Consider the following 25,554-nt stretch of genomic DNA (forward strand, 5'->3'; position numbering starts at 1 on the left):
GGCCCATTTTTTTATTGCAGGAAAGGATTACTGACGCGCTCGTGGCCGAGGGTGGAAATCGGGCCATGGCCGGGGACAAACGTCACATCATCACCCAGCGGCAGAAGTTTATCCCGGATGGCCGTGATCAGATCGCTGTGGCTGCCCTGCGGAAAATCGGTGCGCCCGACGCCACCGTTAAAAATCACATCACCTGAGATCAGCAGACGGCCAGCACGATCAAAGAACACGATATGGCCAGGCGTATGCCCTGGACAATGCAGCACTTCCAGCGTCACGTTGCCCAGCTGTACCGTTTCGCCCTCTTCCAGCCAGCGATCTGGCGTCAGCGGCGCGCACTCCGGCAAACCAAACATCCGGCTTTGAGTGGGCAGGTTATCCAGCCAGAAGGCATCGGCTGGCTGCGGCCCGACGATCGCCACCTGATAGTGCTGCGCCAGTTCGGCAGCAGCACCGACGTGATCGAGATGGCCGTGGGTCAGCAGGATTTGCGACGGCGTTAAGCCTCGCTCCGCCAGCACGGCAATAATGGTTTCGGCATCGCCGCCGGGATCAACCAGCGCAGCCTGTTGCGTCTCGTCATCCCAGATAACGGAACAGTTCTGTGAAAAGGCGGTGACCGGAATAATCAGGTAATTCATAGCGCTCCATGACCGACACACGCAGCGCTGCCGGTATCAGGACCAGTGCCTTGCAGGCCCGGTATCAATGTGTACGAAGTTGCTGCGCGGGTAATATCCTACACCACCGGCGCGCATAGATAACGCCGCTTTGCGAACATTGCTCAGAGAAATGCCCTCAATGTGGAAATCCATCGCCTGCCCTTTGGTGTGATAGCTGTGTTTAGCCACGCCAGGGCCCGATTCACGCAGCATATTATTGGTCGCCAGCGTACGGTAGCCGGAGATCAGCTGCACCGGTTTGCGCGTGTTGAGCAGCGTCTGCAAACGATACAGCTGGTCAAACAGATGCGGATCGATATGTTTAACCTGATTGGCGCGGTAATCGCGGAAGAAGTGGTTTAAGCGAGCTAACTCATCCTTGTCATAACTCTTACCGTTAAAAAACTCAGTTTTGAGGGTTTCACCGGTATGCATGTTACTGAGCGTTAATACCCGGGGGCGGGAGGTGGAAACTGACGCCAGCGCTGCACCCGGCAGCAGTGACAATCCAGCCGCTGCGCCACCCAGCAGCAATAAACGACGACGTTGAGAATCAAAATTAGCCATGAAGCGGGGTTACCTAATCTAAAACGATAAAAATATGTGCAAAAAGTACACAAGGCCGAACAGTAACCGCAGCCTGGAGAGCAGTCAACCCGCAATCTGTCACAGAATGCGCAAAACCGGTCTGAAATCAATTTTCCAGACCGGTCTTGCCATTTTCTTTGATGGGAGGATAACAGGGAAATCAACGCTTAGAGCAGCAGCTGCCCCGCTTTGGTCAGCACCTGGCTGCCGGAGCGCGCCGGGTTATCATAATTGTAAATATCTGTACGATACTGCGGCTGGCCATCATCCGCCACCCAGGCCGTAAGGTAGTAGAGATTGACCGGAATGCGATGGCGAATCGGCACGTAGCGCGTATCGCCCTGCTTCAGCGTGTCAGAGATACGGCTGTCGTTCCAGCCCGCATCCTGCAACAGCAGATCGGCCAGTTCAGAAGCTTTGTTAACGCGCACGCAGCCGGAGCTGAGCGCGCGGATATCACGCTGGAACAAGCCATGGTTCGGCGTGTCATGCAGATAAATCGCGTCTGAGCTCGGCATGTTGAATTTATAGCGGCCCAGCGAGTTGCTGGCACCCGGCGCCTGACGAATGCGATACGGGAAACTGGCGGCGGACACCATGTGCCAGTCAATCATCGACGGATCGATCACTTCCGCATCAGCGCTCCAGCCCGACAGCAGCGCGTAGCCGTGCTTATACAGATAGCTCGGATCCTGCTTCACCTTCGGCACGATATCCTGGCGCACCAGCGTGGTGGGCACGTTCCACGGTGGATTGAGCACCACATTATTGAGCGCGCTGCGCATCAGCGGCGTTTTGCGGTCCGGACGACCGACAATCACCCGCGAGGACAGAATGGTATTGCCGTTGTTGTAGTAGGTCAGGGAATAGTTGGGAATATTCACCATGATGCCGTTGTGCATGTCATCCGGCAGCAGACGCAGACGCTGAATATTCAGCGCCAGCAGCGCCGCACGCATCTGCGGGGAAACATTCAGCCACTCGCGGGTGCGCGGGCCGATGGCACCGTCGTCTGCCAGTCCCTGCCAGTGCTGGAAGCGTTTTACCCCCTCCACCAGCGTGTTGTCGTAAACATTATTGCTGGCCGCCGGGATGACCGTGCTGATGTTGCCGCTGGCCTGCGGAACCTGCGCCGGCAGATCGCTGACGCTGGTGGCCGACGGGCTGACGGCCACGGGCTGATCGCTCTGGCTCACCGGCTGCGGCGCCGTCGGGACGGCATCGTCGGCTGGCGTGGGCGTCGCGCTGTGCGTGCCGGTCAGCATCCCGGTGCGCTGCAGAATCTCACGCAGCGCCGGCACATCATCGCTGATCTGACCCGGGCGCAGCGTGCCCTTATCGCGCAGCTGCGGCCACGGCCGGTTATCGGTCAGCAATGCTTTTAACGCGCTGTGCATCGGTGCGTACTGCGGATGCTGCGGTTGCAGCGACACCACAAAGGCGCGGCTGCCGCCGCCGTTCACCGCGTTTTGCCACTGATTGATGGCGGAAAGTGACGGCATGGTCAGCTTGTACGGCACATTGCTGTACAGCCAGGTTTCGCCCTGGGTCGGTACGTTAGCGACAAACTGCAGATAGCCAAGCATGGCGTCGCTCAGCACCACGTCCCGCGCGAAGCCTTTGATATCCGGATTAGTGAGCAACTCTACCCAGCGGGTAAACTGCGGCTGTACGCCGGAGAGCGCCACTTCTGCCAGCTGCTGCTGGAAAGCCTGCACGGCGTCGCGATCCTGCCACAGCGGCGCCATGTTGCGTGCCGCATAGATGCCGGCGAGGCCGGGCAGATAAAAGGGTCGTTCGCTGGGGCTAAATGCCTGCTGAATTTGCTGCTGGCTGGCAGCCACTGACAGCGTGCTGTGCGGCAGCGCGCCGACGTCTGCCGCCTGGCTGATAGCCAGCGGTGCCGCCATCAGTGACAAACTGAGTGCTATTGCAGCACGATTAACTCTGCTCTTCTTGTTCAGCAACATCCCTGCCCCCTTCTTACCAAAGACACAGCATCCTGAAAACGCCGTGTACCGCCTGTACTCTTATGGTTGAGTATAAAATAAAAAACGGCATCCGCCTCGCAGGGCCGATGCCGTTTACAGATTAACCGCAGCCTGAATTTTTAACCAGATTTGCTGCTAGCTATTTTCAGTGGCCACGCCTGCGCCGGGATTTTCCTGTTTCACCGGCGTCGGATCGGCGGAAAAACCGCGCAGTCCGACCACGTGCACATGCTCCGTATTGTTAAAGACTTTACGTACCAGCTTATAAGTGGTGCCTTTTTCCGGACTGATATTCTCCGGCGCGGCAATCACCAGCTGCATTTCCAGACGCTCGCACAGTTCGAACAGCGTGGCGATGGAGCGCGCATCAAGACGCGCGGCTTCATCGAGGAACAGCAGGCGGCACGGTGAAATATCTTTACCGCGCAGACGCCGTGACTCCTCTTCCCAGCTCTGCACCACCATCACCAGAATCGACATGCCGGTACCGATCGCTTCACCGGTCGACAGCGCCCCGCTTTCGGCGCGCAGCCAGCCGTCTGAGCCGCGGTTCACTTCCACTTCCATCTCAAGGTAGTTGCGGTAGTCGAGCAGCTCTTCACCGATGGTCTGCGCCGTGCGCTGGCCCATATCAATCTGCGGATTGAGACGCTGATACAGCTTCGCCAGCGCTTCCGAGAACGTGAGTCGATTGCTGGTAAACAGATCCTGATGCTGTTCATGCTCTTCCGACAGCGTATCCAGCAGCATGGCGTGCGTTTCGCGTACGTTGACGTTCAGCCGCACGCTGCGCACCTGGCCAAAGCTCACCGCCTGCAGGCCCTGGTTCAGCTGACGGATGCGGTTCTGCTCGCGCTGAATGGTTTTGCGGATGATATTGGCCGCACTGCGCGAGCTGATCGCCAGCGTCTGCTCACGCGCCGTCAGCTCTTCGGTCAGACGGTTCAGCTCAATCTCCATCTGCTCGATAGCTTCAACCGGATCGTCGGTACGAATGATGTCCTGACGGATACGTTCACGAAGATGCTGATAGACGGCGATAAAGAACTGAATCTTGCGCTCCGGCCGTTTTGGATCTTCCGACATGCGCAGCACATCGCGCAGGTGTTCATTATCCGCGACCGCCAGGCGCAGCGCACCGAGGGCCTTATCCGACATTGAGCGTAGCTCGTCGCCACTCAGGTAAGCCAGTTCGCGGCGATGCAGACGGCGCTCGACGCCGTTCTCTTTCACCAGGCGCAGCACGGTGCACCAGCCCGCTTTGGCGCTGACCACCTGCTCACGCATCAGGTGATAATCGCGCTCCAGCTTGCGCAGTTTCTTCTGCAGGCTATCCATCTCGGCTTCGCAGAAGGTGAGCTGTTTCTCCAGCTGATTGCGACGCGCACGGTTGTGGCTGAGCGCCGTGTAGAGTTCGTCACGCCGGCTGCGCGCACGCTCCTCGGCGCTGGCATCAGCGTGCACGCCAATATCCTGCATCTCCTGCTGCAACTCTTTCAACATGTCGCGCTTGGCGTCGTACGAACTCTTCAGCGATGCCAGCACCTGGGAATACTGCGTCAGCTGCGCCTGATGTTCGCGCAGGCGTTCGCGCGCGCGGCTGCGTTCGCCTTCCGCCTGCTCCAGACGCTGGCGCAGTTTTTCGTTGAGATCGCTGTTACCGGTCAGCATGCCAGCCGAATCTTCATAGCTGAAGTGCGCGCGGCGCTGCACCACTTCGGTCAGGGCAAATGCCTGCTGACGCGCTTCGCGCTGCTGCTGCTGCGCCTGCTGATAATCACGCGTCAGCTGTTCGTGCTGCTGCGGATCGCTCTGCAGCACCGCCACCAGCGGCTCCAGCTTGCTGAGTTTCGCGCCGTGCTGATGCAGGAAGCGCGCGGCTTCCTGGGCTTCTTCCACCCGCTCACGAATCTCTTCGCAGCGGTCGGCCAGCGAGTCGTCAAGCAACAGGTTAACGCGCGGGAGCAGGCGGTTGAGCTGCGCCACACCCTCTTTTGCCTGCTCAAACTGGGCACGCTGCTGCTGGTTGTCATTCTCGTGCTGCGCCAGCGCGCGCTCCAGCTCGCCACGACGGCTATTGAGCTGGCGCATCTGCGCTTCCGGATCTTCGTCGAAGGCCACCGCCAGGTGGCTGCCGATAAAGCGGCTAAACGACTGATGCAGACGCTGGGTTTTCTGCACGTCAAACGACAGCGTGGCAAAACGTTCGGCCAGCTGGTCGCGCTCATTGTTCAACAGCTCCAGCTGATTTTCCCGCGCCGCGCGACCAAACAGCGGCACTTTCGGGAAGCGCGAATAACGCCACTGGCGCTCCGCCACTTTGACAACGACCGCATTTTCCAGCTCGTCAACGCTAAAGACGCTGTCATCAAACGACTGCGGATCGCCTTCGATCAGATAGAGATCTTCCGGACACTCTTCCAGGCCGTCGAGCATCTCGCGCACCAGCGACAGGTCCGGCACCACAATGGCGTGACGCGACGGGCCATACAGCGCGGAGAAGTACGGCGCATCATCCAGCGTCACGTCATCGTAAATTTCTGACAGCAGCACGCCGCCAAACCGCTCCGCCAGCTGAGTCAGGCGCGCATCTTCCGCGCCGCCCGGCTGGCTGAGTCGCGCAATCTGCTGCTCGACTTCACGCTTGCGCGCCGCCACTTCATCACGCTCAACGGTGGTTTCACGCTCGCGCTCCAGCAGCTGCTGCATATATTCGGTGATCTGCTGGCTGCTGCTCAGCGTCTGGCCGGTCTGCTCGCTCAGCTGGGTAAGAATCTCCTGCGCCGCCAGCCAGTGCGGTGCCCGTGCGGTCAGCGCAGTGATACGCTCGCGCAGCTGCTCCAGCTCCTGGCGCATCAGCATGCGGCGTTCACCGGCGTCGGCCACGCTTTCGTTCAGCTGTTCTATCTGCGCTTCCAGTTCACGCTGCAGGCCTTCCAGCGCGTCAGCGTCATACTGCTGGCCCTGACGTTTACAGAAGTCGGCCAGCAGACGTTCGGCGTCATGCTGCTCGCGCAGGCGGGTTTCCAGTTCGTTGAGACGCAGACGCAGCGAAGAGAGCTGCTCGGCATGATGGCGCTGGTTAGCGGCATCGCGCAGCAATTCGCGCCCTACCTGCCACGCATCCTGCCGGCTGACCTCACCGGCAATGCTGGTGACCAGCGCCAGCGCCTGTTCAAACTGGCTGTGCGCCGCTTCCGCCACGCTGAGTTTCTGCTCCAGGCGCAGCAGCCGTTCGGTGGCCTCTTCTTCGCGCGCCTGGAAGGTTTCCTGCCACTCTGCGGCGTTGTCGATGGTGAGGTCCGGCAGCTGACACTGCGCCCGCGCTTTTTCCAGCGCCTGCAGCGCCTGCTGATACTGAATGGCACGGGTTTGCTGCACATCAAGCGCCTGCTGAAAATCGGCCAGCTGGCTTTTCAGCTCGTCGACTTCAATTTCCGCCGCTTCAGCGCGCGCTTCGTTCTCTTCCTGCACCTCACGCGCTTCGGCCACCACTTCATTCTGCTCTTCGAGGCGATAAGTCAGCTCTTCCAGATCGGCGTCGTAACGCGCGATCTTCTCCTGCTGACGCATCGCTGTCTGGACCAGATTAAGGTGATCGCTCGCCGCCTGATAATCGGTTTCCAGATCGCTCTCTGCACCGTTGTGCTCAGAGAGTTCGCGCGCCATTTCGATGTGACGATACTGTTCTGATGCCAGCTGATTGCGGCTGGTGAACAGCTCGTTACGCAGCTGCAGCGCACCGTCGAGATGGATGCGACGCTCGTTGGCGTGGCGCATGTAGTCGGCAGAAACGTAGCTGGTGGCTTCAGAGATCAGATGCTTAAACAGATCGCGATCCGACTGCGTGACGCGAATCGCTTCCAGCGTCATGCGGTTTTCGCGCAGCGCCGCTTCCATATCCTGGAACGCTTTACGCACGCCACCGTTTTCCGGCAGCAGGTAATCACGCAGCGAGCGGGTAATGGCGCTGGAGATACCGCCATACAGCGAGGCTTCGATCAGACGGTAGAATTTGCTGCGATCGCCGGCGGTGCGCAGACGACGCGGCACCACGCCGAGCTCAAACATCATGGCGTGGTAGTCCGTGACCGAGCTGAACTGGCGGAACTGCACGCCCTCCTGCGCTTCCACCCGCTCCTTCACTTCTGCCAGCGGCAGCACGCGCGCCTGACGGCTGCCGAGAATTTCGGTCAGCATATCGGTTGGCAGCGTATCGGTCGGCAGGCCGTGAATACTGAACGGCTTGATGTCGACTTTCTTATCGCGTCCGGCCACCTGCTGCAGGCGCACGCCAGCCACCACGCGCTGATGCCGCGAGTTGACCACGTCCAGCACCGCATAGCAGACGCCCGCGCGCAGTTTGCCGTGCAGGCCTTTGTCGCGCGAGCCGGACGTGGCACCGGCTTCGGTGGTGTTACGGAAATGCAGCAGGGTTAAGTCCGGAATCAGTGCCGTAACAAACGCCGCCATGGTGGTCGATTTACCGGCACCGTTACCGCCGGACAGCGTGGTGACCAGCTCATCCAGATCAAAGGTGCGGGCAAAGAAACCGTTCCAGTTGATCAGCGTGAGCGATCGAAATTTACCGCGTTCAATCATGCCTGTTCATCCTCCGCGCGCTCGCTCGCGTCGTGTTCGCTGTCATTTTCTGCCTCGTCGCTCTCACTGGCGACCGGTGCGTTCTCCAGCGTCATCGCTTCACCGTCACGAATCAGGCGCAGCTGCGCTTCACGTGCGTCGTCACCGCTGCGCACATCCGCACCAAAGCGGAAAACGGACTCCATGATGCGGAATTTGCTGCTGTCGTTGCCCATAAACCACACCATGCCGAGACGGCGCAGACGGCTGAGCGATGCACGCATCTTCTCCTGCAGTTTGGCGCGATCCAGGTCCGATCCGGTGGAGCGCTGGTTAACCAGCTTCAGCAACCTGCTTTCATCCGCCAGCGACAGCAGCTCGTCGTACAGCTCCTGCTGGGTGAAAATGCCCTCGTTGGCCAGCCGCTCCGGGCTGAGGTAGAGATAACAGAGAATTTTACCCACCATCATGTCGAGCTCGGACAGCACCGAGCGCGGGATCAGCGTGGTTGAGCGCGGACGCAGATAGAAGAAACCTTCCGGTGCGCGGATCAGCTCAACGTTGTAGCGCGCATAGAACTCTTCCAGAAACGGCTGGTAATCCATCAGAAAAGCGTGATTATCCAGCTCTTCAATACCAATGTGGCGGCCGGCGCGTAACTGGCTATCAAGCGCGGGAAAAATCGGGTTTGACAGTGCCAGCGCCAGTTTGACCGGCATCACTTGTTCAATATTTGTCGATGACATGTGCCTGCACCTTGGCTCCGTAATCATTGATGGTCTGCCATTCCGCAGGCAGACCGGCTAAATCGGCTTCGGCCACGCCGAGTCGCACCGCCTGATCGATGACGATGCGTGCGAGGTCGAAGTGGCGCGCGCGGGGATACTGCGCCAGATAATCACGCATCACCGTGGCGAGATGCAGCGGCTTCTGCTGCTGCTTATAAATCTGCAGCGCTTCTTCAATCATCGCCGCCAGCTGCTCGCGGATTTCGTTAAACTCTTCGTACTCCATCTCCGGTGGCAGCTCGCCCATCACTTCGTCGTTGCGCAGCGTCATCTCTTCATCGCGCATGTCATACAGACGGTCGGCGTTGGCGTAGGTCAGCGCCCACGGCTGATCGAAATAGTTCTGCACCGACTGGCGTAAACGCTGCGCGAACACGCGGTTTTTATCCATGTCGATGGCGGTACGAATAAATTTGTGCACGTGGCGGTCGTAACCGATCCACAGATCGATGGCCTGCTGGCCCCAGCTGATAATGCGATCGAGTTTGTTTTGCAGGTCAAACACCAGCTTGTCGACGAAGCCCAGATCCGGGCTGCTCAGCGTGGCGTCCTGAATCCGCAGCAGGTTAGCCTGCAGCTTGTCGCCTGCCGCTTCCAGCGTATCCTGCAGTTCGCGCAGCGTGCCGGAGGTCTCCGACAGCAGCAGCTCACAGCTGGAGATGGCCGCGCGCCAGTCTTTATTCAGCAGATCGGCGATATCGCTTTTCACCGCCTGCTGCTGTTCGTCCATCAGGCGCTGCGTCATGTCGATGCTGTCGAAGATTTCCGCGACCGAATATTTCAGCGGCGCAAAGACGTTGCGGTGCCAGTGAAACTCGTCGCCATCTTCCTCGGCGGCGTCGGCGGCGCGCTTCAGCTCCTGCGCGACAATCGACAGCTGCATCGACAGGCGCAGCGTGGAAAATTCGCGCTGGCGGATGTAATAGTCGGTGATGCCGATCGCCAGTGGCGTCAGACGATAGATGGCGTGACCTTCGGTCAGCTCGCTGGTAAAACGGTTAAGCAGGCGCTGACGCACCATGTCGTTGATGGCGTTGTTGGCACGGACCTGAACGGTTTCGTGGGTTTGTTCAAACGCTTTGCTGACGTGACGAAAGGCGTCAATCAGCTCACCTTCACTCATCTCGCCGTCCATGCGCTCCCCGTTGAGGGTGGCGATGGCCAGCAAAAACGCCAGACGTTCTACCGGCAGCGCAAGGGAAAAGTCATTCTTGCGCGCCCATGCCACCAGTTCGGGGACCGTCTGGGAAAATTCGCTCATAGTTGATCCTTCTACCTGGGTTTGCGCGCAGTCACGTGGATATAGCGCCCTAAGCTCAAAAAGGGCTCCTGACGACAGTAGCGCCGTTCCATCTCAATAATTTCCTCAACGCTCTTCCCGGCGCCAGGCTGCGGCTTCATGTAGTCACTGAACACGCGGATACCGGCACGCTGCTCGGTGATAAATCCGCACTGCGTCAGCCAGCGCTGTACATCGTCAGGATCGCGGGGGAAATCCGGCGACAGCGTGCGTTTTTTGCGCTTGTTCATGTTGGCGCGCAGATAGCCGAAATTGCCGAGCGTCAGGGTGCGGAACGTCAGGCCGTGCGCGTTATAAAACATCAGCGACAGCACACCACCGGGTTTCAGCGTATGCCACAGCGCCTGCAGCACCGCCAGCGGATCCGCCACCCACTCAAGCACAGCGTGAAACAATACCAGATCCACCGGCTTATCCAAATGTTCGCCAACCTGCTGCGCGCTAATTTGTTTGAATTGCATGTTGTGGCTCACACCTGCGCTGTGCGCATGGGCGGCGGCCAGCTTAAGCATCTCGCCCGACAGATCGCACAGCAGTACCTGGTGCCCCTGCGCGGCGAGGCCGCTGGAGATCTGACCGACGCCACCACCGGCATCCAGCACCGTCAGCGGGCCGGCGGGCAGTGTCGGCAGAATGGCGTTCAGCTCATCCCAGATGATCGCCTGACGCACCTGGCCTTTACGGGTGCCATAAATATTTTGCGAGAATTTATCCGCCAGATCGTCAAAGTTACGATCCTGCATGGTGATGGCTCCGCTTTGCTGCATTCAACTTGTGCTATTTTGTCACAGGCTCGACAAGAATGAACCTTTCATGCCGCAGTAACTGTCTGGCTGCTGTTTTTTCGGACAAAAGGAGACGTTTTCGATGTTTTTTGCCTTAAAAAAATGGATTGGCGCGATGCTACTGCCTTTGCCATTGCTGTTAACGCTTATGGCGGCAGGACTTTTACTGCTCTGGTTCAGCCGCTGGCAAAAAAGCGGCAAAATCCTTATCTCATTGAGCTGGCTGATGCTGTTACTGCTGAGCCTGCAACCGGTGGCCGATCGGCTGCTGGCCCCGCTGGAAAACCAGTATGCCACGTGGAATGGCAGCGAGCCGGTGGACTATATCGTGGTGCTGGGCGGGGGTTACACCTATAACCGGCAGTGGGCACCGAGCTCCAACCTGCTGAACAACAGCCTGCCGCGCGTGACCGAAGGCGTTCGCCAGTGGCGACGCTATCCTCAGGCCAAAATGATCTTCACCGGTGCCGCTGCGGGCTACAATCCGCGCAGCAACGCCAGCGTTGCCGCCGACGTGGCGCGCAGCCTTGGCGTGCCCGACGATGCCATTATCGTGCTGGATCAGCCGCATGACACCGGCGAAGAAGCGCTGGCGGTGAAGCAGACCATCGGGCAGCATCCGTTTTTGCTGGTGACGTCTGCCAACCATCTGCCACGCGCCATGCACTTTTTCCAGAGCGCCGGCCTGAATCCGCTACCGGCACCGGCTAACCAGCTGGCGATCACCTCACCGATCAGCGTCTGGGATCGCACGCTGCCCTCGCCGCTATGGCTCAGCCATAGCCAGCGCGCAGTGTACGAAACGCTGGGGCTGATCTGGCAGCGGCTGCGCGGCAGTGGCGAACCTTCAGCCGAGCCAGGGGAGTAGCTGTGCGCGGGCATGGTCAAAGCGCGGCCGATCAAACTGGCCGCTGCTGACCAGCGTGTCAACGCAATCCCACAGCTGATAGAGCCAGCGGCGCCAGACGAAACCTTCATCCACCGGCGCACGCTGTAAATAGTGCTGCAGCAGCGATGCTTCAGCACCGTTTTCCGCCAGGCGCATCAGCTCATACTCACGCGGGGCCCACAAAATGGTGCCCGGCTGGGTCATCGCCACCAGCTGATCGCTGTGCGGGTCTTTCAGCATACTGGCGAGACGCAGATTGCCGTGCATTAGCACGCACGGGTCGTCAAAGCCAGCAAACAGCTGCGCCAGCTGTTCGCGGCTGCGAAACAGAATCTGGCGATCGGCGTGGGTAAATCTGGGGGGCGACAGATAGCCCAGCGTGGACCACAGCACTTCCACCCGCTGGCGATACCATGCCGGCCAGCGATTTTCCTGCACGCTGTCAACGCTGCCGACCAGGCCATGGCTGTCAATGCGGTGCCACGCCAGCAGCCCTTCGACAATCTGTTCACACAGCTGCTCCCAGCGCGCTGCCGTGCGTGCCGGCGCTTCGGCCGATACGCCATTTAAGCGCGCCAGCAGCAGCATTTCATGCGCCGGCGGTTGCTGACTCAAAACCAGGCCGTACACCGTGGGCAGCGTAATCAGCCCTTCATGCGCCAGCATGGTGAGTTTTTTCGCTTCGAGCGCGGCGCGCCCCTGATGACGAAAATATTTGGCCACCAGCGGCATCGGCTTGCCGTGGTCATCATAGAGGGCGTAAAGCCGCGATTGTGCCTGTTCGCTGATGGTTTCCAGCCGGCTAACGCCTTCGCCCAGCACCAGCGCCAGTTCTGCACGGAGTTGTTCCATGGAAGAGTCCTCCGGAGTTAACTCATTGCACCATCCTGGAGGTCATGACGGCGCGAAACTTAGCGCCAGATCAAACTTTGCGGCCAGCCGGGTCGCTGGCCGCTGACGATTATGCCTGCATCGCTTCACGCACGCGCAGCAGATCGTCCGGCGTATCCACACCGACGCTCGGCACGGTGGCCGCTACCGCCACGTGGATCTTTTCGCCGTACCACAGCACGCGCAGCTGCTCCAGCAACTCGATCTGCTCCAGCGCACAGGGTTGCCATGCCACATAGCGACGGATGAAACCGGCGCGATAGGCATAAATACCGATGTGGCGCAGCAGCGTGTCGCCAATCTGCTCACGCGACTGCGCGTAACGTTCGCGATCCCACGGAATGGTCGCACGTGAAAAATAGAGCGCATAGCCGCTGGCATCGGTGACCACTTTTACCGCGTTGGGATTGAACGCCTCTTCTGCCTCGTGAATCGGTACCGCCAGCGTGGCCATGCCAGCATCCGCCTGAGCCAGATTTTCAGCGACCTGACGCACAATCTCCGCCGGAATCATCGGCTCGTCGCCCTGAACATTCACGATGATGGTATCGTCAGCAAACTGATACTTTTCAATCACCTCGGCCAGACGCTCGGTACCAGATTGGTGGTCGGCGCGCGTCATGCAGACTTCCCCGCCGGCAGCGGTCACCGCCGCCGCCACGTCAGGATGATCGGTGGCCACAATCACCCGCTCGGCACCGGACTCGCGCGCACGTTCCATCACGTGCACCACCATCGGTTTACCGTGAATATCCAGCAGCGGTTTGCCCGGCAGGCGCGTGGAGGCGTAGCGTGCCGGAATAATCGCTACGAAACTCATGGATGAATCTCTTCAACGGACAGGGTGCGCGCTTCCACTTCCAGCAATACCGGAATACCGTCACGCACCGGGAACGCCAGTCCGTCGGGTTTGCAAATCAACTCCTGCTGCTCTTTGTTGTAATACAGTTTTCCGTTGCAGACCGGACAGGCCACAATCTCAAGTAAACGGTGATCCATACTTTTCTCCTTTCAGGACCGATACGTCAGAGGATTAGCATACCATAGCGCAATCAGGGGCGGCGCGCCGCCATCGGCTTATATGCTGACGTGCCAGCACGTGGACCAGGCGGCCCGCAGCGCATCAGGCGCGTTTTCCAGCACCACTTCGCTGGCGCCCTGCCAGGCGGCGAAGCGGTTAATGGCTTTATGCACATCGGCGAGAAACTGCTGGCTCAGCCGCACGCCGGGCTCCAGCCAGAAGGCCCGCAGAATCAGGCGCTGCGCCTGGCGATCCATTTTGGCATCGACGCGCCCTTTCAGTACGCCGCGGTGCAGCAGCGGCAGGACAAAATAGCCGTATTTACGTTTGTGCTCCGGCGTATAGCACTCGATGCGGTAGTCAAAATTGAACAACTCAAGCGCGCGGCGGCGATCCCATACCACCGGATCAAACGGTGACAGCAGCGCGCTGTGCGTGGCGGCCTGCGGCTGCGCCAGTTGGGGCAGTTGCGTGTGGTGCAGCCACATCTCGCCCAGTTGCTCAACCTCAACGCGCTGAATCACTTCCTGCTCAGCGGCCTGCGCCAGCCAGAGTGCGATGGGCGCACGTTTCAGCCGGTAGTAATCGGCCAGCCAGCTGGCGCGGAAAATGCCGAGGCTGCGCGCGCTGTGATCCAGCATCTGCATCACCGCCTCGTTCTCGCTCAGCGCATGCTGCTCGTCGCGCCAGTGCGGCATCACCCGGCTACGCAGATCGTAGACGCGCTGGAAGTTACGGCGCCCGACAACCATCAGCTCACCGGCGCTAAACAGGTTCTCCAGATGTCGCTTGTGCGGCTTCCACGCCCACCAGCCGGGTTTGGTGTGCTTGTCGCTGGCAAAATCAGCGGCGCGTACCGGACCGGTGGCGGCGATATGTTGCAGCAGATCGGCGATCTCCTGCTGATGCTGATCCACCCATTGCTGATTGTATTTCCAGCCCAGGCGCTGCGGAGCCAGCATGCGGTGACCCAGCAGCGGATAATCTTCAAAAGGGATAAAACAGGCTTCATGCGCCCAGTATTCAAACAGCGCGCCCGCCGCCAGCGTTTGCTCCAGCCACTCAGCAGGAAAAGCGCCCAGCCGGCTGAACAGCACCAGATACGGACTGCGCGCAACCACATTAATGGTATCGATTTGCAGCAACGACATCTGCCGCACGCAGGCGTGAATATCGGCAAAACGCGCCTGACGGCGCGGCGGGCGTAGCAGGCCCTGGGCAGAGAGGTGCAGGTTGCGGGCGGTTTGCAGAGAGAGGGAATGCGTGCTGGTCATTACGTCGTCCCTTTAGATGGTTAGCGCGACCGGGCGTCGCGCGCAGCCGTACAGAGTTGCGTCAGATCGGCCAGCAATGCGGCCAGCGGCGCGCCCGCCAGATGCGCATCCACCGGCAGATACCACCAGTTAGCGCGGGCAAAATGGCGGCATTTGACCGCGTCTTTTTCCGTCATCAGCAGGCACTGTGCATCCTGAGTCAGGCTGCGTAACTCTTCTTCGCTATAAGCGTGGTGATCGGCAAAGGCAATCTCTGCCACCGGCTGCACGCCCTGCTGCTGCAGCGTATTGAAGAAACGCGGCGGATGACCGATGCCGGCCATCGCGACAATTGGCGGCAGCTGCGTCAGCGCGGCCTGTTCGCCGGTCAGCAGATTGACCGCCAGACCCGGCTGCAGCGTCATGGCGATCTCGCCAGCCTGTGCGCTGCCCCCGTTGACCACCACGGCATCAACCTGTTCCAGCCGCGATGCGCGTTCACGCATCGGTCCGGCCGGTAACCACCAGCCGTTACCAAAGCGGCGCACGCCATCCACCACCACGATTTCGCGATCGCGCTCTAGCGCGTAGTGCTGCAGGCCATCATCCGTCACAATCACATCCAGCGGATGCGCCGCCAGCAGGGCCTCGATTGCCAGCCGGCGCTGCGGTGCCACTGCGACCGGCACCTGAGTGCGCTGGGCGATCAGCACCGGTTCATCACCAGCCTGTTCCGTCGCGCTATCCTGATTGACCAGCAGCGGATAGCGTTCCGCTTTACCACCGTAACCGCGCGACACCACACCCGGACGCAGCCCCTGCTGTTGCAGCGCCTGCACCAGCCAAATCACCAGCGGTGTTTTACCGTTGCCGCCCGCGGTCAGGTTGCCAACGACAATGACCGGACAGGGCGCGCGCCAGCGGGTACGCCAGCCGCGCTGATAGCTTAGGCGAATCAGCCAGGTGATAGCGCCATACAGCAGACTCAGCGGCCACAACAGCAGCCACAGCGGCGAGCGTCCGCTCCAGATACGTTCAATCATTGACCGAACTGCAGTTTGTGCAGCTGCGCGTAAGCGCCTTTCTGCGCCAGCAGCACCTCATGGGTACCGCGTTCCACGATTCGCCCATCCTCGACCACCACGATTTCGTCGGCCTTTTCAATGGTGGAGAGACGGTGCGCAATCACCAGCGACGTGCGGTTCTTCTGCAGCTCGTCCAGCGCCGACTGGATGGCACGCTCGGATTCGGTATCCAGCGCCGAAGTGGCTTCGTCGAGAATCAAAATCGGGCAGTCACGCAGCAGCGCACGAGCAATGGCGATACGCTGACGCTGGCCGCCAGACAGCAGCACGCCATTTTCACCAATGACCGTATCAAGACCGTTATCCATCTTGTTGATGAAGTCCATAGCGTGCGCCATGGTCGCCGCCTGCTCGATTTGCTCGCGGGTATATTCACCGTTGCGCGCATAAGCGATGTTATTGGCGATGGTGTCGTTGAACAGATGGACATTTTGCGAGACCAGCGCCACCTGATTACGCAGCGAGCGCAGGGTATATTCCCGCAGGTCGTGACCATCCAGCAGAATCTCGCCCTCGTTGATATCGTAAAAACGCGTCAGCAGGCTGGCCATGGTGGATTTACCCGAGCCGGAACGGCCCACCAGCGCCACGGTTTTACCCGCGGGCAGCGTGAGATTAATATCACGCAGCGCCGGAATGTCGCGGCCCGGATAGGTAAAGGTCACGTTGCGGAATTCAACATCCCCTTTTGCACGCGTGATTTCGCGCTTGCCGTTGTCGATCTCCTGCTCGCTATCCAGAATAGTGAACAGCGTTTGACAGGCCGCCATGCCGCGCTGGAACTGGGCGTTGACGTTGGTCAGCGATTTCAGCGGACGCATCAGGGCGATCATCGACGAGAACACCACGGTGATGGTACCGGCAGTCAGGGTATCCATCACGCTCGGGAAGCTGGCGGCATACAGCACAAAAGCCAGCGCCAGCGATGCGATCAGCTGGATCACCGGATCGGAAATCGAAGAGGCCGAAACCAGTTTCATCCCCTGCTGGCGCATTTTATTGCTCACCTGCGAGAAACGCTCGGCTTCCACTTCCTGTCCGCCAAAAATCAGCACTTCTTTGTGCCCTTTCAGCATCTGCTCAGCACTGGTGGTTACCTGCCCCATGGTGTTCTGCATATTTTTACTGATGCTGCGGAAGCGCCTGGATACGGTGCGGATGGCAAAAGAGACCAGCGGCGCCAGCAGGATCAAAATCAGTGACAGCTGCCAGCTGTAGTAGAACATCATGATGAACAGGCCAATGATCGATGCGCCTTCGCGTACCACCGTCACCAGCGCGCTGGAGGAGGAAGAGGCCACCTGTTCAGAATCGTAGGTAATCCGCGACAGCAGCGTACCGGTAGACTGCTGATCGAAGAATGCAACCGGCATGCCCATCATGTGGCCGAACAGGCGACGGCGCATGTTCATCACCACATTGCCGGAGACCCATGAGATGCAGTAACTGGAGATATAACTGGTTACGCCGCGGATCAGCATCAGGCCGATGACCGCCAGCGGCATCCACAGCAGAACGGATTTGTCGGCTTTGCCGAAACCATCATCCAGTAAAGGTTTCAACAGGGAGAGCATTAGGGTGTCGCCTGCCGCATTGAGTATCAGCGCCACGGCGGACACAATCAGGCCAGCCTTGTGCGGTGCAATCATCGGCCAGAGTCGGCGAAATGTCTGCCACGTTGAGAGGTCTTTGTCTTGATGCATTATTTATTCACGCTGTTTGAAATAGCCGCTCATTCTACCTGGAATCGCGTTTGACGCCAAACCACTGATGATACCAGCGGGGGATTATTTGCTCTCTTAACCCCTTAATCTGCCAGCGACCCTGCCGTATCGCGATGTGAATCTGGCCTGATTGCGCAGTGTCATACCAGCGATAGCCCTGCTCGCGGTAACGCTGGACCACGGCGATGGCGGGCATACGCCAGGCGTTATAGCGCGCCAGCGAAGCCAGCGCCGCCTGCCCGGCAACACTCCGTAACAGTAAAGGGCCGGAGGAGCTCCGGCTGCCATGATGGGGCACCTGGATAACCGTAGATTGTAAGCCGCCCTTTTCCAGGGCGACCAGCTTGCGCTCCGCCTCCAGCTCGATGTCCCCGGTCAGTAACAGGCTAAACTGACCATCATCCACGCGCACTACGCAGGAGTCGTTATTTTGCCCGGCGGTCTGCGCGCGCGGCGGCCATAGCGCGTGAAAGTGCAAACGCCCCCACTGCCACTGCTGGCCGCGATAGCACGGCAGATGCCCGGGCTCGCTGAGCGCGCTGCGTACTCGCAGATCAGGCTGCGCCTGTTGCAGCGCGGCTAATCCACCACGGTGATCGAGATGCTTGTGGCTCAGGATCACCCCTTGCAGTTGGCGCCCGGTGTAGTGCAGCCAGGGTAACAAAACCCGCCCGCCTGCATTGTCCTCTGCCCAGCCGGGTCCGCTGTCATACAGCATCACCTCATTTCCCTGGCTGATCGCCACCGCCAGACCATGTCCGACATCGATCATGTCAATCTGCCAGTCGTCCTGCTGGGCATTGCTGCGCCAGAGCCACAGCAAGAGCAACAGCGCGCAGCAGGGCATCAGCGCCTTCGCGAGCAAGCCGCTGCGCCACAGCGCCAGCCCGGCCCAGAGCAGCAGCACCGCCGGCAGCGTATCGCTCCAGCGCCACCAGCCGGCGGGCAGCCATGCCAGCCCCTGCATTACCAGGCTGACCGACAGATCGGCCAGCTGCCATAGCGGAACGGCGATTGCAGGCAGCGGCAACAGCATCGCCAGCAGAATCAGCGGCACGGTAATCAGCGACACTACCGGAACCGCCAGCAGGTTGGCCACTAGCGCGCTGAGGCTGAGCCCGTGGAACAGAAAGATCTGCAGCGGCGCCATCAGAATCATCAAGCCCAATTGCAGATGCAGCAGTCGCAGCATGAGCCAGCGGCGCGGCTGGCGGAAACGTGGCGGCAGAGGAAACCACTGAAACCACAGTATCAGCATCGCCACGGCCAGCGCCGACAGCCAGAAGCTCTCTGACAGCACCGTCAGCGGATCAAGCCATAACAAACTCCCCACGCAGAGCGTCCACACCTGCCAGTTGCTCAGCTGCCAGCCAGCTATACGCGTCGCCAGCCACAGCGTTAACGCCAGCATCGCGCGCTGTGCCGGCGGATGACTGCCGGAGATCCAGCAATAGGCTGCCGCTGTTAACCCGCTGATCAGCAGCGGCATCAGATAGCCGATTTGCCTGGCAGGTAACACCAACTGGATGACGCGCGCCAGTAGCCAGCCTACGCTGGCCGCCAGCGCGATATGCATGCCTGAGATGGCCATCAGGTGCGCGGTACCGGTTTCGCGCAGCAAGGCTCGCTGGGCCGGGGTCATCGCGTCACGCACGCCAAAGGCCAGTGCCTGTATTATTGCGGGCTGCGTTAACCCGGTGAAACGCGCCAGGTGATGATCGATAAAACGCGTCCGCCAGCTGCAGCGCAGAGACTCAGCCTGCTGGCTGACAATACGCCCCTGCAACGCGCTGTGGTTAGCAATGGCAAAACGCTGCAGATCAAATTCGCCCTCGTTGAGCCGGGCGTGCACCGCGCGTAGCCGCAGCTGCATCTGCCAGCGCTGTCCGGCACACCAGGCGACCTCATCGCTGACATTACGCAGCGTGACAAACAACGGTGGAAAGACGTAGCGGTCACCTGCCCGGACTATCTGCGCCGTGAGCTGGTTCTTCGCGGGATTCACTGCAGTTATCTGAAGCGTGGCCGCCACCGGTGCCACGGTCAGTTGCTCGAGGGTATCGACCGTCTGACGCGCCTCGATCAGTGCCCAGCTCAACAGCAGCAAGCCCAGTCCGGCGTAGCGCAAAAGCATTACTGATGTACATGCCAGCAACAGTGCGCTTATTAACAGCAGCACAATGGTGCTGTAAGCGGGGATGTGCGGCAGCATACCCAGCGGCAGCGCCGCGAGGAGCATCATTCTGGCTACCACTGTTATTGTCACGCGCACGCCCTCTTCTGTCATTGCCGCGGATTGTGCGCGCTGGCAGAGGCAAAAGCATGCGGCTAAATGTCGATTTCAGAGAGGGATTACGCGCAATTTATGGTGGTTGCAGGGGATCAACAGCAACATGGAAGCAGGATCGCAAACCTGAATGCGAGGCAAAAAAAAACGACACCTGCAGGTGTCGTTTTTATCGTTCGGTAACGGCTTAGCCGTAGATATTTGCACGGTCACGCAATTCTTTGCCTGGCTTGAAGTGGGGAACGTATTTACCTTCCAGTTCCACTTTGTCACCCGTTTTCGGGTTACGACCAGTGCGCGGTGCGCGGTAGTGCAAAGAAAAGCTGCCGAATCCCCGGATTTCAATGCGCTCGCCCTGGGCCAGCGTAGTGGCCATGTGCTCGAGCATCTCTTTGACCGCATCCTCAACGACTTTCGCCGGGATATGAGTATGCTGGCCAGCAAGTCTTTCAATCAGTTCTGACTTGGTCATGTAACCTCCGGTTAATCCCTGTTTGGAAAGGTATGACAGCTTTTACCGAAACCGGACGATTTTCACCGTCCGGTGCTTCGGGTCGATTACTCGCCTTTAGCCGCTTTGAACGCTTCAGCCATTGCGTTAGAGAAGTTGCCATCTTCCTGTTTGGTGTTAACAGTGTTGATAGCTTCTTTCTCGTCAGCCTGGTCTTTAGCACGAACAGACAGGCTCACAACGCGGTTCTTACGGTCAACGCCGGTGAATTTCGCTTCAACGTCGTCGCCTACGCTCAGAACCTGAGTGGCGTCTTCGATGCGGTCCAGAGAAGCTTCAGAAGCGCGCAGGTAACCTTCTACGCCGTCAGCTAATTCTACTGTAGCACCTTTAGCGTCAACTGCAGTGACTTTACCCGTCACGATTGCGCCTTTCTTGTTCAGGGTGATGTAGTTGTTGAATGGATCTTCAGCCAGCTGCTTCACGCCCAGAGAAATACGCTCACGCTCTGCGTCAACCTGCAGTACAACGGCAGCGATTTCGTCGCCTTTCTTGTACTCACGAACGGCTTCTTCGCCAGTCGCGTTCCAGGAGATGTCAGACAGGTGAACCAGACCGTCGATGCCACCGTCCAGGCCGATGAAGATACCGAAGTCAGTGATTGACTTGATTTTACCTTCAACGCGATCGCCTTTGTTGTGGGTCTCTGCGAACTGCTGCCATGGGTTAGATTTGCACTGCTTCAGACCCAGGGAGATACGACGACGCTCTTCGTCGATGTCCAGAACCATAACTTCAACCACATCACCTACGTTGACAACTTTAGATGGGTGGATGTTTTTGTTGGTCCAGTCCATTTCAGACACGTGTACCAGGCCTTCAACGCCTTCTTCGATTTCAACGAAGCAGCCGTAGTCAGTCAGGTTGGTCACGCGACCGGTCAGTTTGGTACCTTCCGGATAACGCTTAGCGATAGCAACCCATGGATCTTCGCCCAGCTGTTTCAGGCCCAGAGATACACGAGTACGCTCGCGGTCGAACTTCAGCACTTTAACAGTGATTTCGTCGCCCACGTTGACGATTTCGCTTGGATGCTTAACGCGCTTCCACGCCATATCGGTGATGTGCAGCAGACCGTCAACGCCACCCAGGTCAACGAATGCGCCGTAGTCAGTGAGGTTCTTAACGATACCTTTGACTTCCATGCCTTCCTGCAGGTTTTCCAGCAGCTGATCGCGCTCAGCGCTGTTTTCAGATTCGATAACCGCGCGGCGAGAAACCACGACGTTGTTACGCTTCTGATCAAGCTTGATTACTTTGAATTCAAGCTCTTTGCCTTCCAGGTGCAGAGTGTCGCGGACCGGACGAACGTCAACCAGTGAACCTGGCAGGAACGCACGAATACCGTTCAGCTCAACTGTGAAGCCACCTTTAACTTTGCCGTTGATAACACCGGTAACAGTTTCAGCGTCTTCGTAAGCTTTTTCCAGCGTGATCCAAGCTTCGTGACGTTTAGCTTTCTCACGGGACAGCAGGGTTTCACCGAAGCCGTCTTCTACTGCATCCAGAGCAACGTCAACTTCGTCGCCCACCTGGATTTCCAGTTCGCCAGCTGCGTTCTTGAACTGTTCTGCAGGGATAGCAGATTCAGATTTCAGACCCGCATCAACCAGCACGACGTCTTTGTCGATAGCAACAACGACGCCACGAACGATGGAACCCGGACGGGTTTCGATTTCTTTCAGGGACTCTTCAAAGAGTTGAGCAAAAGATTCAGTCATATTGATAATCTTAGGATTCTTCAATTTAACGTCCACCTGACGTCATTGTCGGATGGGGTTGTTTCACATGCCCTGCACCGCTTCCCTGGCACAGGGTTACTACAATTCGGTCGCCGAAAAGATTAAATGCCCAGCTTCTGGCGGGCATAATCTAGTGCCTTTTCAATCACTTGCTCAATGGTCATGCTGGTTGAATCCAGCACCAGAGCATCAGCAGCTGGCACTAAAGGCGCGATGGCGCGGTTACGATCGCGGTCGTCGCGTTCCTTTATCTCGGATAAAAGGCGATCAAAGTTAACACTAAAGCCCTTTTCCTGCAACTGTAGCATACGGCGATGCGCACGCTCTTCGGAGCTGGCATCGAGGAAAATTTTAACGGGCGCGTCCGGGAAAACCACGGTGCCCATATCACGTCCATCGGCGATTAAACCCGGCTCCTCGCGAAAAGCACGCTGTCGGCGCAGCAAGGCTTCACGCACGCGCGGAAATGCCGCCACGCGCGACGCCGTATTGCTCACTTCCTGGGTGCGGATTTCGCCGGTGACATCCTCACCTTCCAGCACTACCTGCATTTCACCGTCTACCGACAGAAAACGCACGTCAAGGTGCGCCGCCATGGGCACCAGCGCTTCTTCCGACTCGATATCCACCTGATGATGCAGCGCGGCCAGAGCCAGTACGCGATAAATAGCCCCTGAATCCAGCAGGTGCCACTGCAACGACTCCGCCATCGCTTTACATAAAGTCCCTTTACCCGCGCCGCTTGGGCCATCAATGGTAATTACCGGGGCGATTGCCGTCATTGTTCTCTCCTGTTGCTGCGTGCTGATGATCAGCCTTCTTGGCTGTCTGGATTGCGCGGCATTATACGCTGCCCGCGTCCGCTTGGTTACCCTTTAGCGTAGACAGCGCCAGAAATTTCGACAGTTTCAGAACAATTTCCCGCCAGTGAGGCCAGCAGAGAGTTCAGACGCCCGGCACAGCGGTACCGGGCGGGCGGATTAGGATGCGTGGCTGATTTTTGCCAGCTGCTGGAAGTAATCCGGGAAGGTTTTTGCCGTACAGCCGGGATCGAGAATGGTTACCGGCGTGTCGGACAGCGCAACCAGCGAGAAACACATCGCCATACGGTGATCGTTGTACGTGCCGATATCGGCGTGCTGTAACTGCGCAGGCGGTGTGACGCGAATAAAATCGTGCCCCTCTTCCACTTCCGCACCGACTTTACGCAACTCGGTTGCCATGGCCGCCAGGCGATCGGTCTCCTTTACGCGCCAGTTATAGATGTTGCGCATCAGCGTGGTGCCTTCGGCAAACAGCGCGGTGGTAGCGATTGTCATTGCCGCATCCGGAATATGGTTCATGTCCATATCAATGGCGTTCAACGCACCGCGCGTGCAGGCAATATAATCGTCGCCCCACTCAATCACCGCTCCCATTTTCTCCAGCACATCGGCAAAACGGATGTCGCCCTGCACACTGTTGCGGCCAATGCCGGTAACCCGCACCGTACCGCCTCTGATTGCCGCAGCGGCAAGGAAATAGGACGCTGACGACGCATCGCCTTCCACCAGATAATCACCTGGCGACTGATACTGCTGCTGACCTTTCACCACAAAGCGCTGGTAGTGCTGATTCTCAACGTCCACGCCAAAGCAACGCATCAGGTGCAGAGTGATATCAATGTAGGGTTTGGAAACCAGCTCGCCTTTAATAGTGATCGTGGTGTCGTTTTGTGCCAGCGGCGCGGTCATCAGCAGCGCCGTCAGGAACTGGCTGGAAACGCTGCCATCGACACTGACTTCGCCGCCGGTAAATCCGCCGTTCAAACGCAGCGGCGGATAGTCGGTTTGTTCGAGGTAATCAATGCGCGCGCCGCCCTGCCGTAACGCATCGACCAGATGGCCGATAGGACGCTCTTTCATGCGCGGTTCGCCGGTCAGTACTACCGACTGCTCACCGAGGCACAGTGCGGCCGCCAGCGGACGCATCGCGGTTCCGGCATTGCCCAGGAACAATTCCAGCGGCTGTTCGGCACGCAGCGGTCCACCATTGCCGACCACTTCACACACGGTGCGATCGGCTGACAGGGTATAGCTGACACCCAGCGCCTGCAGCGCATTAAGCATGTGTTTAACATCATCGCTGTCGAGCAGGTTGGTCAGGCGCGTGGTGCCGTTCGCCAGTGCAGCCAGTAACAGGGCGCGGTTTGATACGCTTTTTGAGCCCGGTAAGTTTACCGTGCCGTCAACGCGGGCAATCGGCTGTAAAGTCAGGGAGTCCTGCATGTGAAACCAAATCTCCAGAAATACGAGACCCTGTCCAGTGACAGGGTCTGATGCCAGCCGGGCAGGCTGGCACTAAAGTAGATAATTAACCGTGACGACGTTCGAAGTCGACCATGAATTCGGTCAGCGCCTTAACGCCTTCCAGCGGCATCGCATTGTAGATCGAGGCACGCATACCGCCAACTACACGGTGCCCCTTCAGCGCATGCAGGCCCGCCTTCAGTGATTCTTCAAGAAACACCTTATCCAGCGCAGCATCGGCCAGCTGGAAAGGCACGTTCATCCGGGAACGGTTTTCACTGGCGACGTCGTTACGGTAGAAGCTGCTGCTATCAATCACGCCGTACAGCAGATCGGCTTTCGCCTGATTAACCTTATCCATCTCCGCTACACCGCCCTTCTCTTTCAGCCACTTGAACACCAGGCCGGAGAGATACCAGGCAAACGTCGGCGGCGTGTTAAACATCGAATCGTTTTCGGCCAGCACTTTGTAGTCGAGAATGGAGGGCACCCAGCGCTGCGCTTTGCCCAGCAGGTCATCACGCACTACCACCAGCGTCAGGCCAGCGGGACCGATGTTCTTCTGCGCGCCGGCATAAATCACGCCGTAGCGGCTGATGTCGAGTGGGCGGGACAGGATGGTCGAAGAGAGATCGGCCACCACCACTTTATCGCCGAAGTCTGGCTCTTCATCGATGGCAATCCCGTCGATGGTTTCATTCGGGCAGAAATGCACATAAGCCGCATCATCGCTGAGCTGCCATTCACGCATCGGTAACAGTGCGCGTTTACCCTCACGGGTGGTTTTGATGTCAATGGCGTTCGGCGAGCAGAATTTTTCTGCTTCTTTAATAGCACTGTGCGCCCAGTAGCCGCCGTCGATGTAATCCGCGCGGCTGGCATCGCCCAGCAGATTGCCCGGGATTGCCGCGAACTGCGCACGCGCGCCGCCATGGCAGAATAATACTTTGTAGTTGGCCGGGATTTTCAGCAGATCGCGAAAATCCTGCTCCGCCGCTTCCGCGACTTCAATAAACTCTTTGCTGCGGTGACTGATTTCCATCACCGAGGTGCCTAATCCATGCCAGTTTGTCAGTTCTTGTTCTGCACGACGAAGCACTTCCACCGGCAGCATTGCCGGTCCGGAGCTAAAATTATAAACCTGCGCCATTTCCCCTCACCATTGTCA

The 25,554-nt window shown here is 58.7% G+C and carries 20 protein-coding genes; 1 reads left to right on the plus strand and 19 read right to left on the minus strand.

Annotation, left to right across the window (positions count from 1 at the left end):
* Positions 1–11: 11 nt before the first annotated feature.
* The 7 genes from E7738_RS07530 to cmoM form a co-directional block, all read right to left on the minus strand.
* Positions 12–641, minus strand: a complete 630-nt coding sequence (locus tag E7738_RS07530) for an MBL fold metallo-hydrolase (protein ID WP_394516248.1) — start codon at positions 639–641, stop codon at positions 12–14.
* Between the two features lie 36 nt (positions 642–677).
* Entirely contained in the window at positions 678–1,229 is a 552-nt protein-coding gene (locus E7738_RS07535; protein ID WP_031279855.1) for a YcbK family protein, read from the minus strand.
* 188 nt (positions 1,230–1,417) lie between these two features.
* Positions 1,418–3,220 carry a L,D-transpeptidase gene (gene ldtD, locus E7738_RS07540; protein WP_394516249.1) on the minus strand — a complete coding sequence of 601 codons (1,803 nt, stop codon included), beginning with the start codon at positions 3,218–3,220 and terminating at the stop codon, positions 1,418–1,420.
* A gap of 156 nt (positions 3,221–3,376) precedes the next feature.
* Positions 3,377–7,843: a chromosome partition protein MukB gene (mukB, locus tag E7738_RS07545; protein WP_058780807.1), complete on the minus strand. Its 4,467-nt coding sequence runs from the start codon at positions 7,841–7,843 to the stop codon at positions 3,377–3,379.
* Positions 7,840–8,568, minus strand: coding sequence for a chromosome partition protein MukE (gene mukE / locus E7738_RS07550; RefSeq protein WP_262256078.1), 729 nt, complete (start codon positions 8,566–8,568; stop codon positions 7,840–7,842). Before mukE ends, mukB begins: the two co-directional genes overlap by 4 nt.
* Positions 8,549–9,871: a chromosome partition protein MukF gene (mukF, locus tag E7738_RS07555; protein WP_058757757.1), complete on the minus strand. Its 1,323-nt coding sequence runs from the start codon at positions 9,869–9,871 to the stop codon at positions 8,549–8,551. The genes mukE and mukF overlap by 20 nt, the downstream gene beginning before the upstream one ends.
* Before the next feature lie 11 nt (positions 9,872–9,882).
* Positions 9,883–10,653 (minus strand): tRNA uridine 5-oxyacetic acid(34) methyltransferase CmoM, encoded by a 771-nt coding sequence (cmoM, locus tag E7738_RS07560; RefSeq protein ID WP_058769552.1) that lies wholly within the window; start codon positions 10,651–10,653, stop codon positions 9,883–9,885.
* Between the two features lie 124 nt (positions 10,654–10,777).
* On the opposite strand from cmoM, the gene elyC reads away from it, so the two are divergent.
* Complete coding sequence (gene elyC, locus E7738_RS07565) at positions 10,778–11,563, plus strand: envelope biogenesis factor ElyC (protein ID WP_021508338.1); 786 nt, start codon at positions 10,778–10,780, stop codon at positions 11,561–11,563.
* Here elyC and E7738_RS07570 read toward each other — a convergent pair.
* The 12 genes from E7738_RS07570 to serC form a co-directional block, all read right to left on the minus strand.
* Complete coding sequence (locus E7738_RS07570) at positions 11,543–12,436, minus strand: YcbJ family phosphotransferase (protein ID WP_262256084.1); 894 nt, start codon at positions 12,434–12,436, stop codon at positions 11,543–11,545. The genes elyC and E7738_RS07570 overlap by 21 nt on opposite strands.
* Before the next feature lie 109 nt (positions 12,437–12,545).
* Entirely contained in the window at positions 12,546–13,295 is a 750-nt protein-coding gene (gene kdsB, locus E7738_RS07575) for a 3-deoxy-manno-octulosonate cytidylyltransferase (protein ID WP_262256086.1), read from the minus strand.
* Positions 13,292–13,474, minus strand: coding sequence for a Trm112 family protein (locus E7738_RS07580; RefSeq protein WP_010618270.1), 183 nt, complete (start codon positions 13,472–13,474; stop codon positions 13,292–13,294). Before E7738_RS07580 ends, kdsB begins: the two co-directional genes overlap by 4 nt.
* Positions 13,475–13,552: 78 nt before the next feature.
* Entirely contained in the window at positions 13,553–14,770 is a 1,218-nt protein-coding gene (locus E7738_RS07585) for a winged helix-turn-helix domain-containing protein (RefSeq protein ID WP_394516250.1), read from the minus strand.
* Between the two features lie 20 nt (positions 14,771–14,790).
* Positions 14,791–15,792 (minus strand): tetraacyldisaccharide 4'-kinase, encoded by a 1,002-nt coding sequence (gene lpxK / locus E7738_RS07590; protein WP_394516251.1) that lies wholly within the window; start codon positions 15,790–15,792, stop codon positions 14,791–14,793.
* Positions 15,789–17,537, minus strand: a complete 1,749-nt coding sequence (gene msbA / locus E7738_RS07595) for a lipid A ABC transporter ATP-binding protein/permease MsbA (protein ID WP_282996167.1) — start codon at positions 17,535–17,537, stop codon at positions 15,789–15,791. The genes lpxK and msbA overlap by 4 nt, the downstream gene beginning before the upstream one ends.
* Positions 17,538–17,571: 34 nt before the next feature.
* Positions 17,572–19,800, minus strand: coding sequence for a DNA internalization-related competence protein ComEC/Rec2 (locus E7738_RS07600; RefSeq protein ID WP_394516252.1), 2,229 nt, complete (start codon positions 19,798–19,800; stop codon positions 17,572–17,574).
* Positions 19,801–20,032: 232 nt separating this feature from the next.
* Positions 20,033–20,317 (minus strand): integration host factor subunit beta, encoded by a 285-nt coding sequence (ihfB, locus tag E7738_RS07605; protein ID WP_010618275.1) that lies wholly within the window; start codon positions 20,315–20,317, stop codon positions 20,033–20,035.
* A gap of 86 nt (positions 20,318–20,403) precedes the next feature.
* On the minus strand, positions 20,404–22,077 hold the full coding sequence (rpsA, locus tag E7738_RS07610; protein ID WP_021508345.1) for a 30S ribosomal protein S1: 1,674 nt from the start codon (positions 22,075–22,077) through the stop codon (positions 20,404–20,406).
* Positions 22,078–22,199: 122 nt separating this feature from the next.
* Positions 22,200–22,880 carry a (d)CMP kinase gene (cmk, locus tag E7738_RS07615; RefSeq protein ID WP_021508346.1) on the minus strand — a complete coding sequence of 227 codons (681 nt, stop codon included), beginning with the start codon at positions 22,878–22,880 and terminating at the stop codon, positions 22,200–22,202.
* A gap of 198 nt (positions 22,881–23,078) precedes the next feature.
* The gene (gene aroA / locus E7738_RS07620; RefSeq protein ID WP_021508347.1) at positions 23,079–24,365 is read right to left on the minus strand and encodes a 3-phosphoshikimate 1-carboxyvinyltransferase; all 1,287 of its coding nucleotides are present in this window, start codon (positions 24,363–24,365) and stop codon (positions 23,079–23,081) included.
* A gap of 85 nt (positions 24,366–24,450) precedes the next feature.
* Positions 24,451–25,536 carry a 3-phosphoserine/phosphohydroxythreonine transaminase gene (gene serC, locus E7738_RS07625; protein ID WP_021508348.1) on the minus strand — a complete coding sequence of 362 codons (1,086 nt, stop codon included), beginning with the start codon at positions 25,534–25,536 and terminating at the stop codon, positions 24,451–24,453.
* Between the last annotated feature and the right edge of the window lie 18 nt (positions 25,537–25,554).

Source organism: Pantoea sp. SGAir0430, assembly GCF_043549295.1.

Bases quoted from the DNA above. Each gene is read 5' to 3' on its own strand.
- mukB (WP_058780807.1), bottom strand. From the start codon at position 7,843: ATGATTGAACGCGGTAAATTTCGATCGCTCACGCTGATCAACTGGAAC.
- E7738_RS07600 (WP_394516252.1), bottom strand. From the start codon at position 19,800: ATGATGCTCCTCGCGGCGCTGCCGCTGGGTATGCTGCCGCACATCCCC.
- lpxK (WP_394516251.1), bottom strand. From the start codon at position 15,792: ATGATTGAACGTATCTGGAGCGGACGCTCGCCGCTGTGGCTGCTGTTG.
- cmk (WP_021508346.1), bottom strand. From the start codon at position 22,880: ATGACGGCAATCGCCCCGGTAATTACCATTGATGGCCCAAGCGGCGCG.
- ldtD (WP_394516249.1), bottom strand. From the start codon at position 3,220: ATGTTGCTGAACAAGAAGAGCAGAGTTAATCGTGCTGCAATAGCACTC.
- kdsB (WP_262256086.1), bottom strand. From the start codon at position 13,295: ATGAGTTTCGTAGCGATTATTCCGGCACGCTACGCCTCCACGCGCCTG.
- E7738_RS07535 (WP_031279855.1), bottom strand. From the start codon at position 1,229: ATGGCTAATTTTGATTCTCAACGTCGTCGTTTATTGCTGCTGGGTGGC.
- mukF (WP_058757757.1), bottom strand. From the start codon at position 9,871: ATGAGCGAATTTTCCCAGACGGTCCCCGAACTGGTGGCATGGGCGCGC.
- E7738_RS07530 (WP_394516248.1), bottom strand. From the start codon at position 641: ATGAATTACCTGATTATTCCGGTCACCGCCTTTTCACAGAACTGTTCC.
- E7738_RS07580 (WP_010618270.1), bottom strand. From the start codon at position 13,474: ATGGATCACCGTTTACTTGAGATTGTGGCCTGTCCGGTCTGCAACGGA.
- msbA (WP_282996167.1), bottom strand. From the start codon at position 17,537: ATGCATCAAGACAAAGACCTCTCAACGTGGCAGACATTTCGCCGACTC.
- mukE (WP_262256078.1), bottom strand. From the start codon at position 8,568: ATGTCATCGACAAATATTGAACAAGTGATGCCGGTCAAACTGGCGCTG.
- ihfB (WP_010618275.1), bottom strand. From the start codon at position 20,317: ATGACCAAGTCAGAACTGATTGAAAGACTTGCTGGCCAGCATACTCAT.
- rpsA (WP_021508345.1), bottom strand. From the start codon at position 22,077: ATGACTGAATCTTTTGCTCAACTCTTTGAAGAGTCCCTGAAAGAAATC.
- E7738_RS07585 (WP_394516250.1), bottom strand. From the start codon at position 14,770: ATGACCAGCACGCATTCCCTCTCTCTGCAAACCGCCCGCAACCTGCAC.
- cmoM (WP_058769552.1), bottom strand. From the start codon at position 10,653: ATGCAGGATCGTAACTTTGACGATCTGGCGGATAAATTCTCGCAAAAT.
- elyC (WP_021508338.1), top strand. From the start codon at position 10,778: ATGTTTTTTGCCTTAAAAAAATGGATTGGCGCGATGCTACTGCCTTTG.
- serC (WP_021508348.1), bottom strand. From the start codon at position 25,536: ATGGCGCAGGTTTATAATTTTAGCTCCGGACCGGCAATGCTGCCGGTG.
- aroA (WP_021508347.1), bottom strand. From the start codon at position 24,365: ATGCAGGACTCCCTGACTTTACAGCCGATTGCCCGCGTTGACGGCACG.
- E7738_RS07570 (WP_262256084.1), bottom strand. From the start codon at position 12,436: ATGGAACAACTCCGTGCAGAACTGGCGCTGGTGCTGGGCGAAGGCGTT.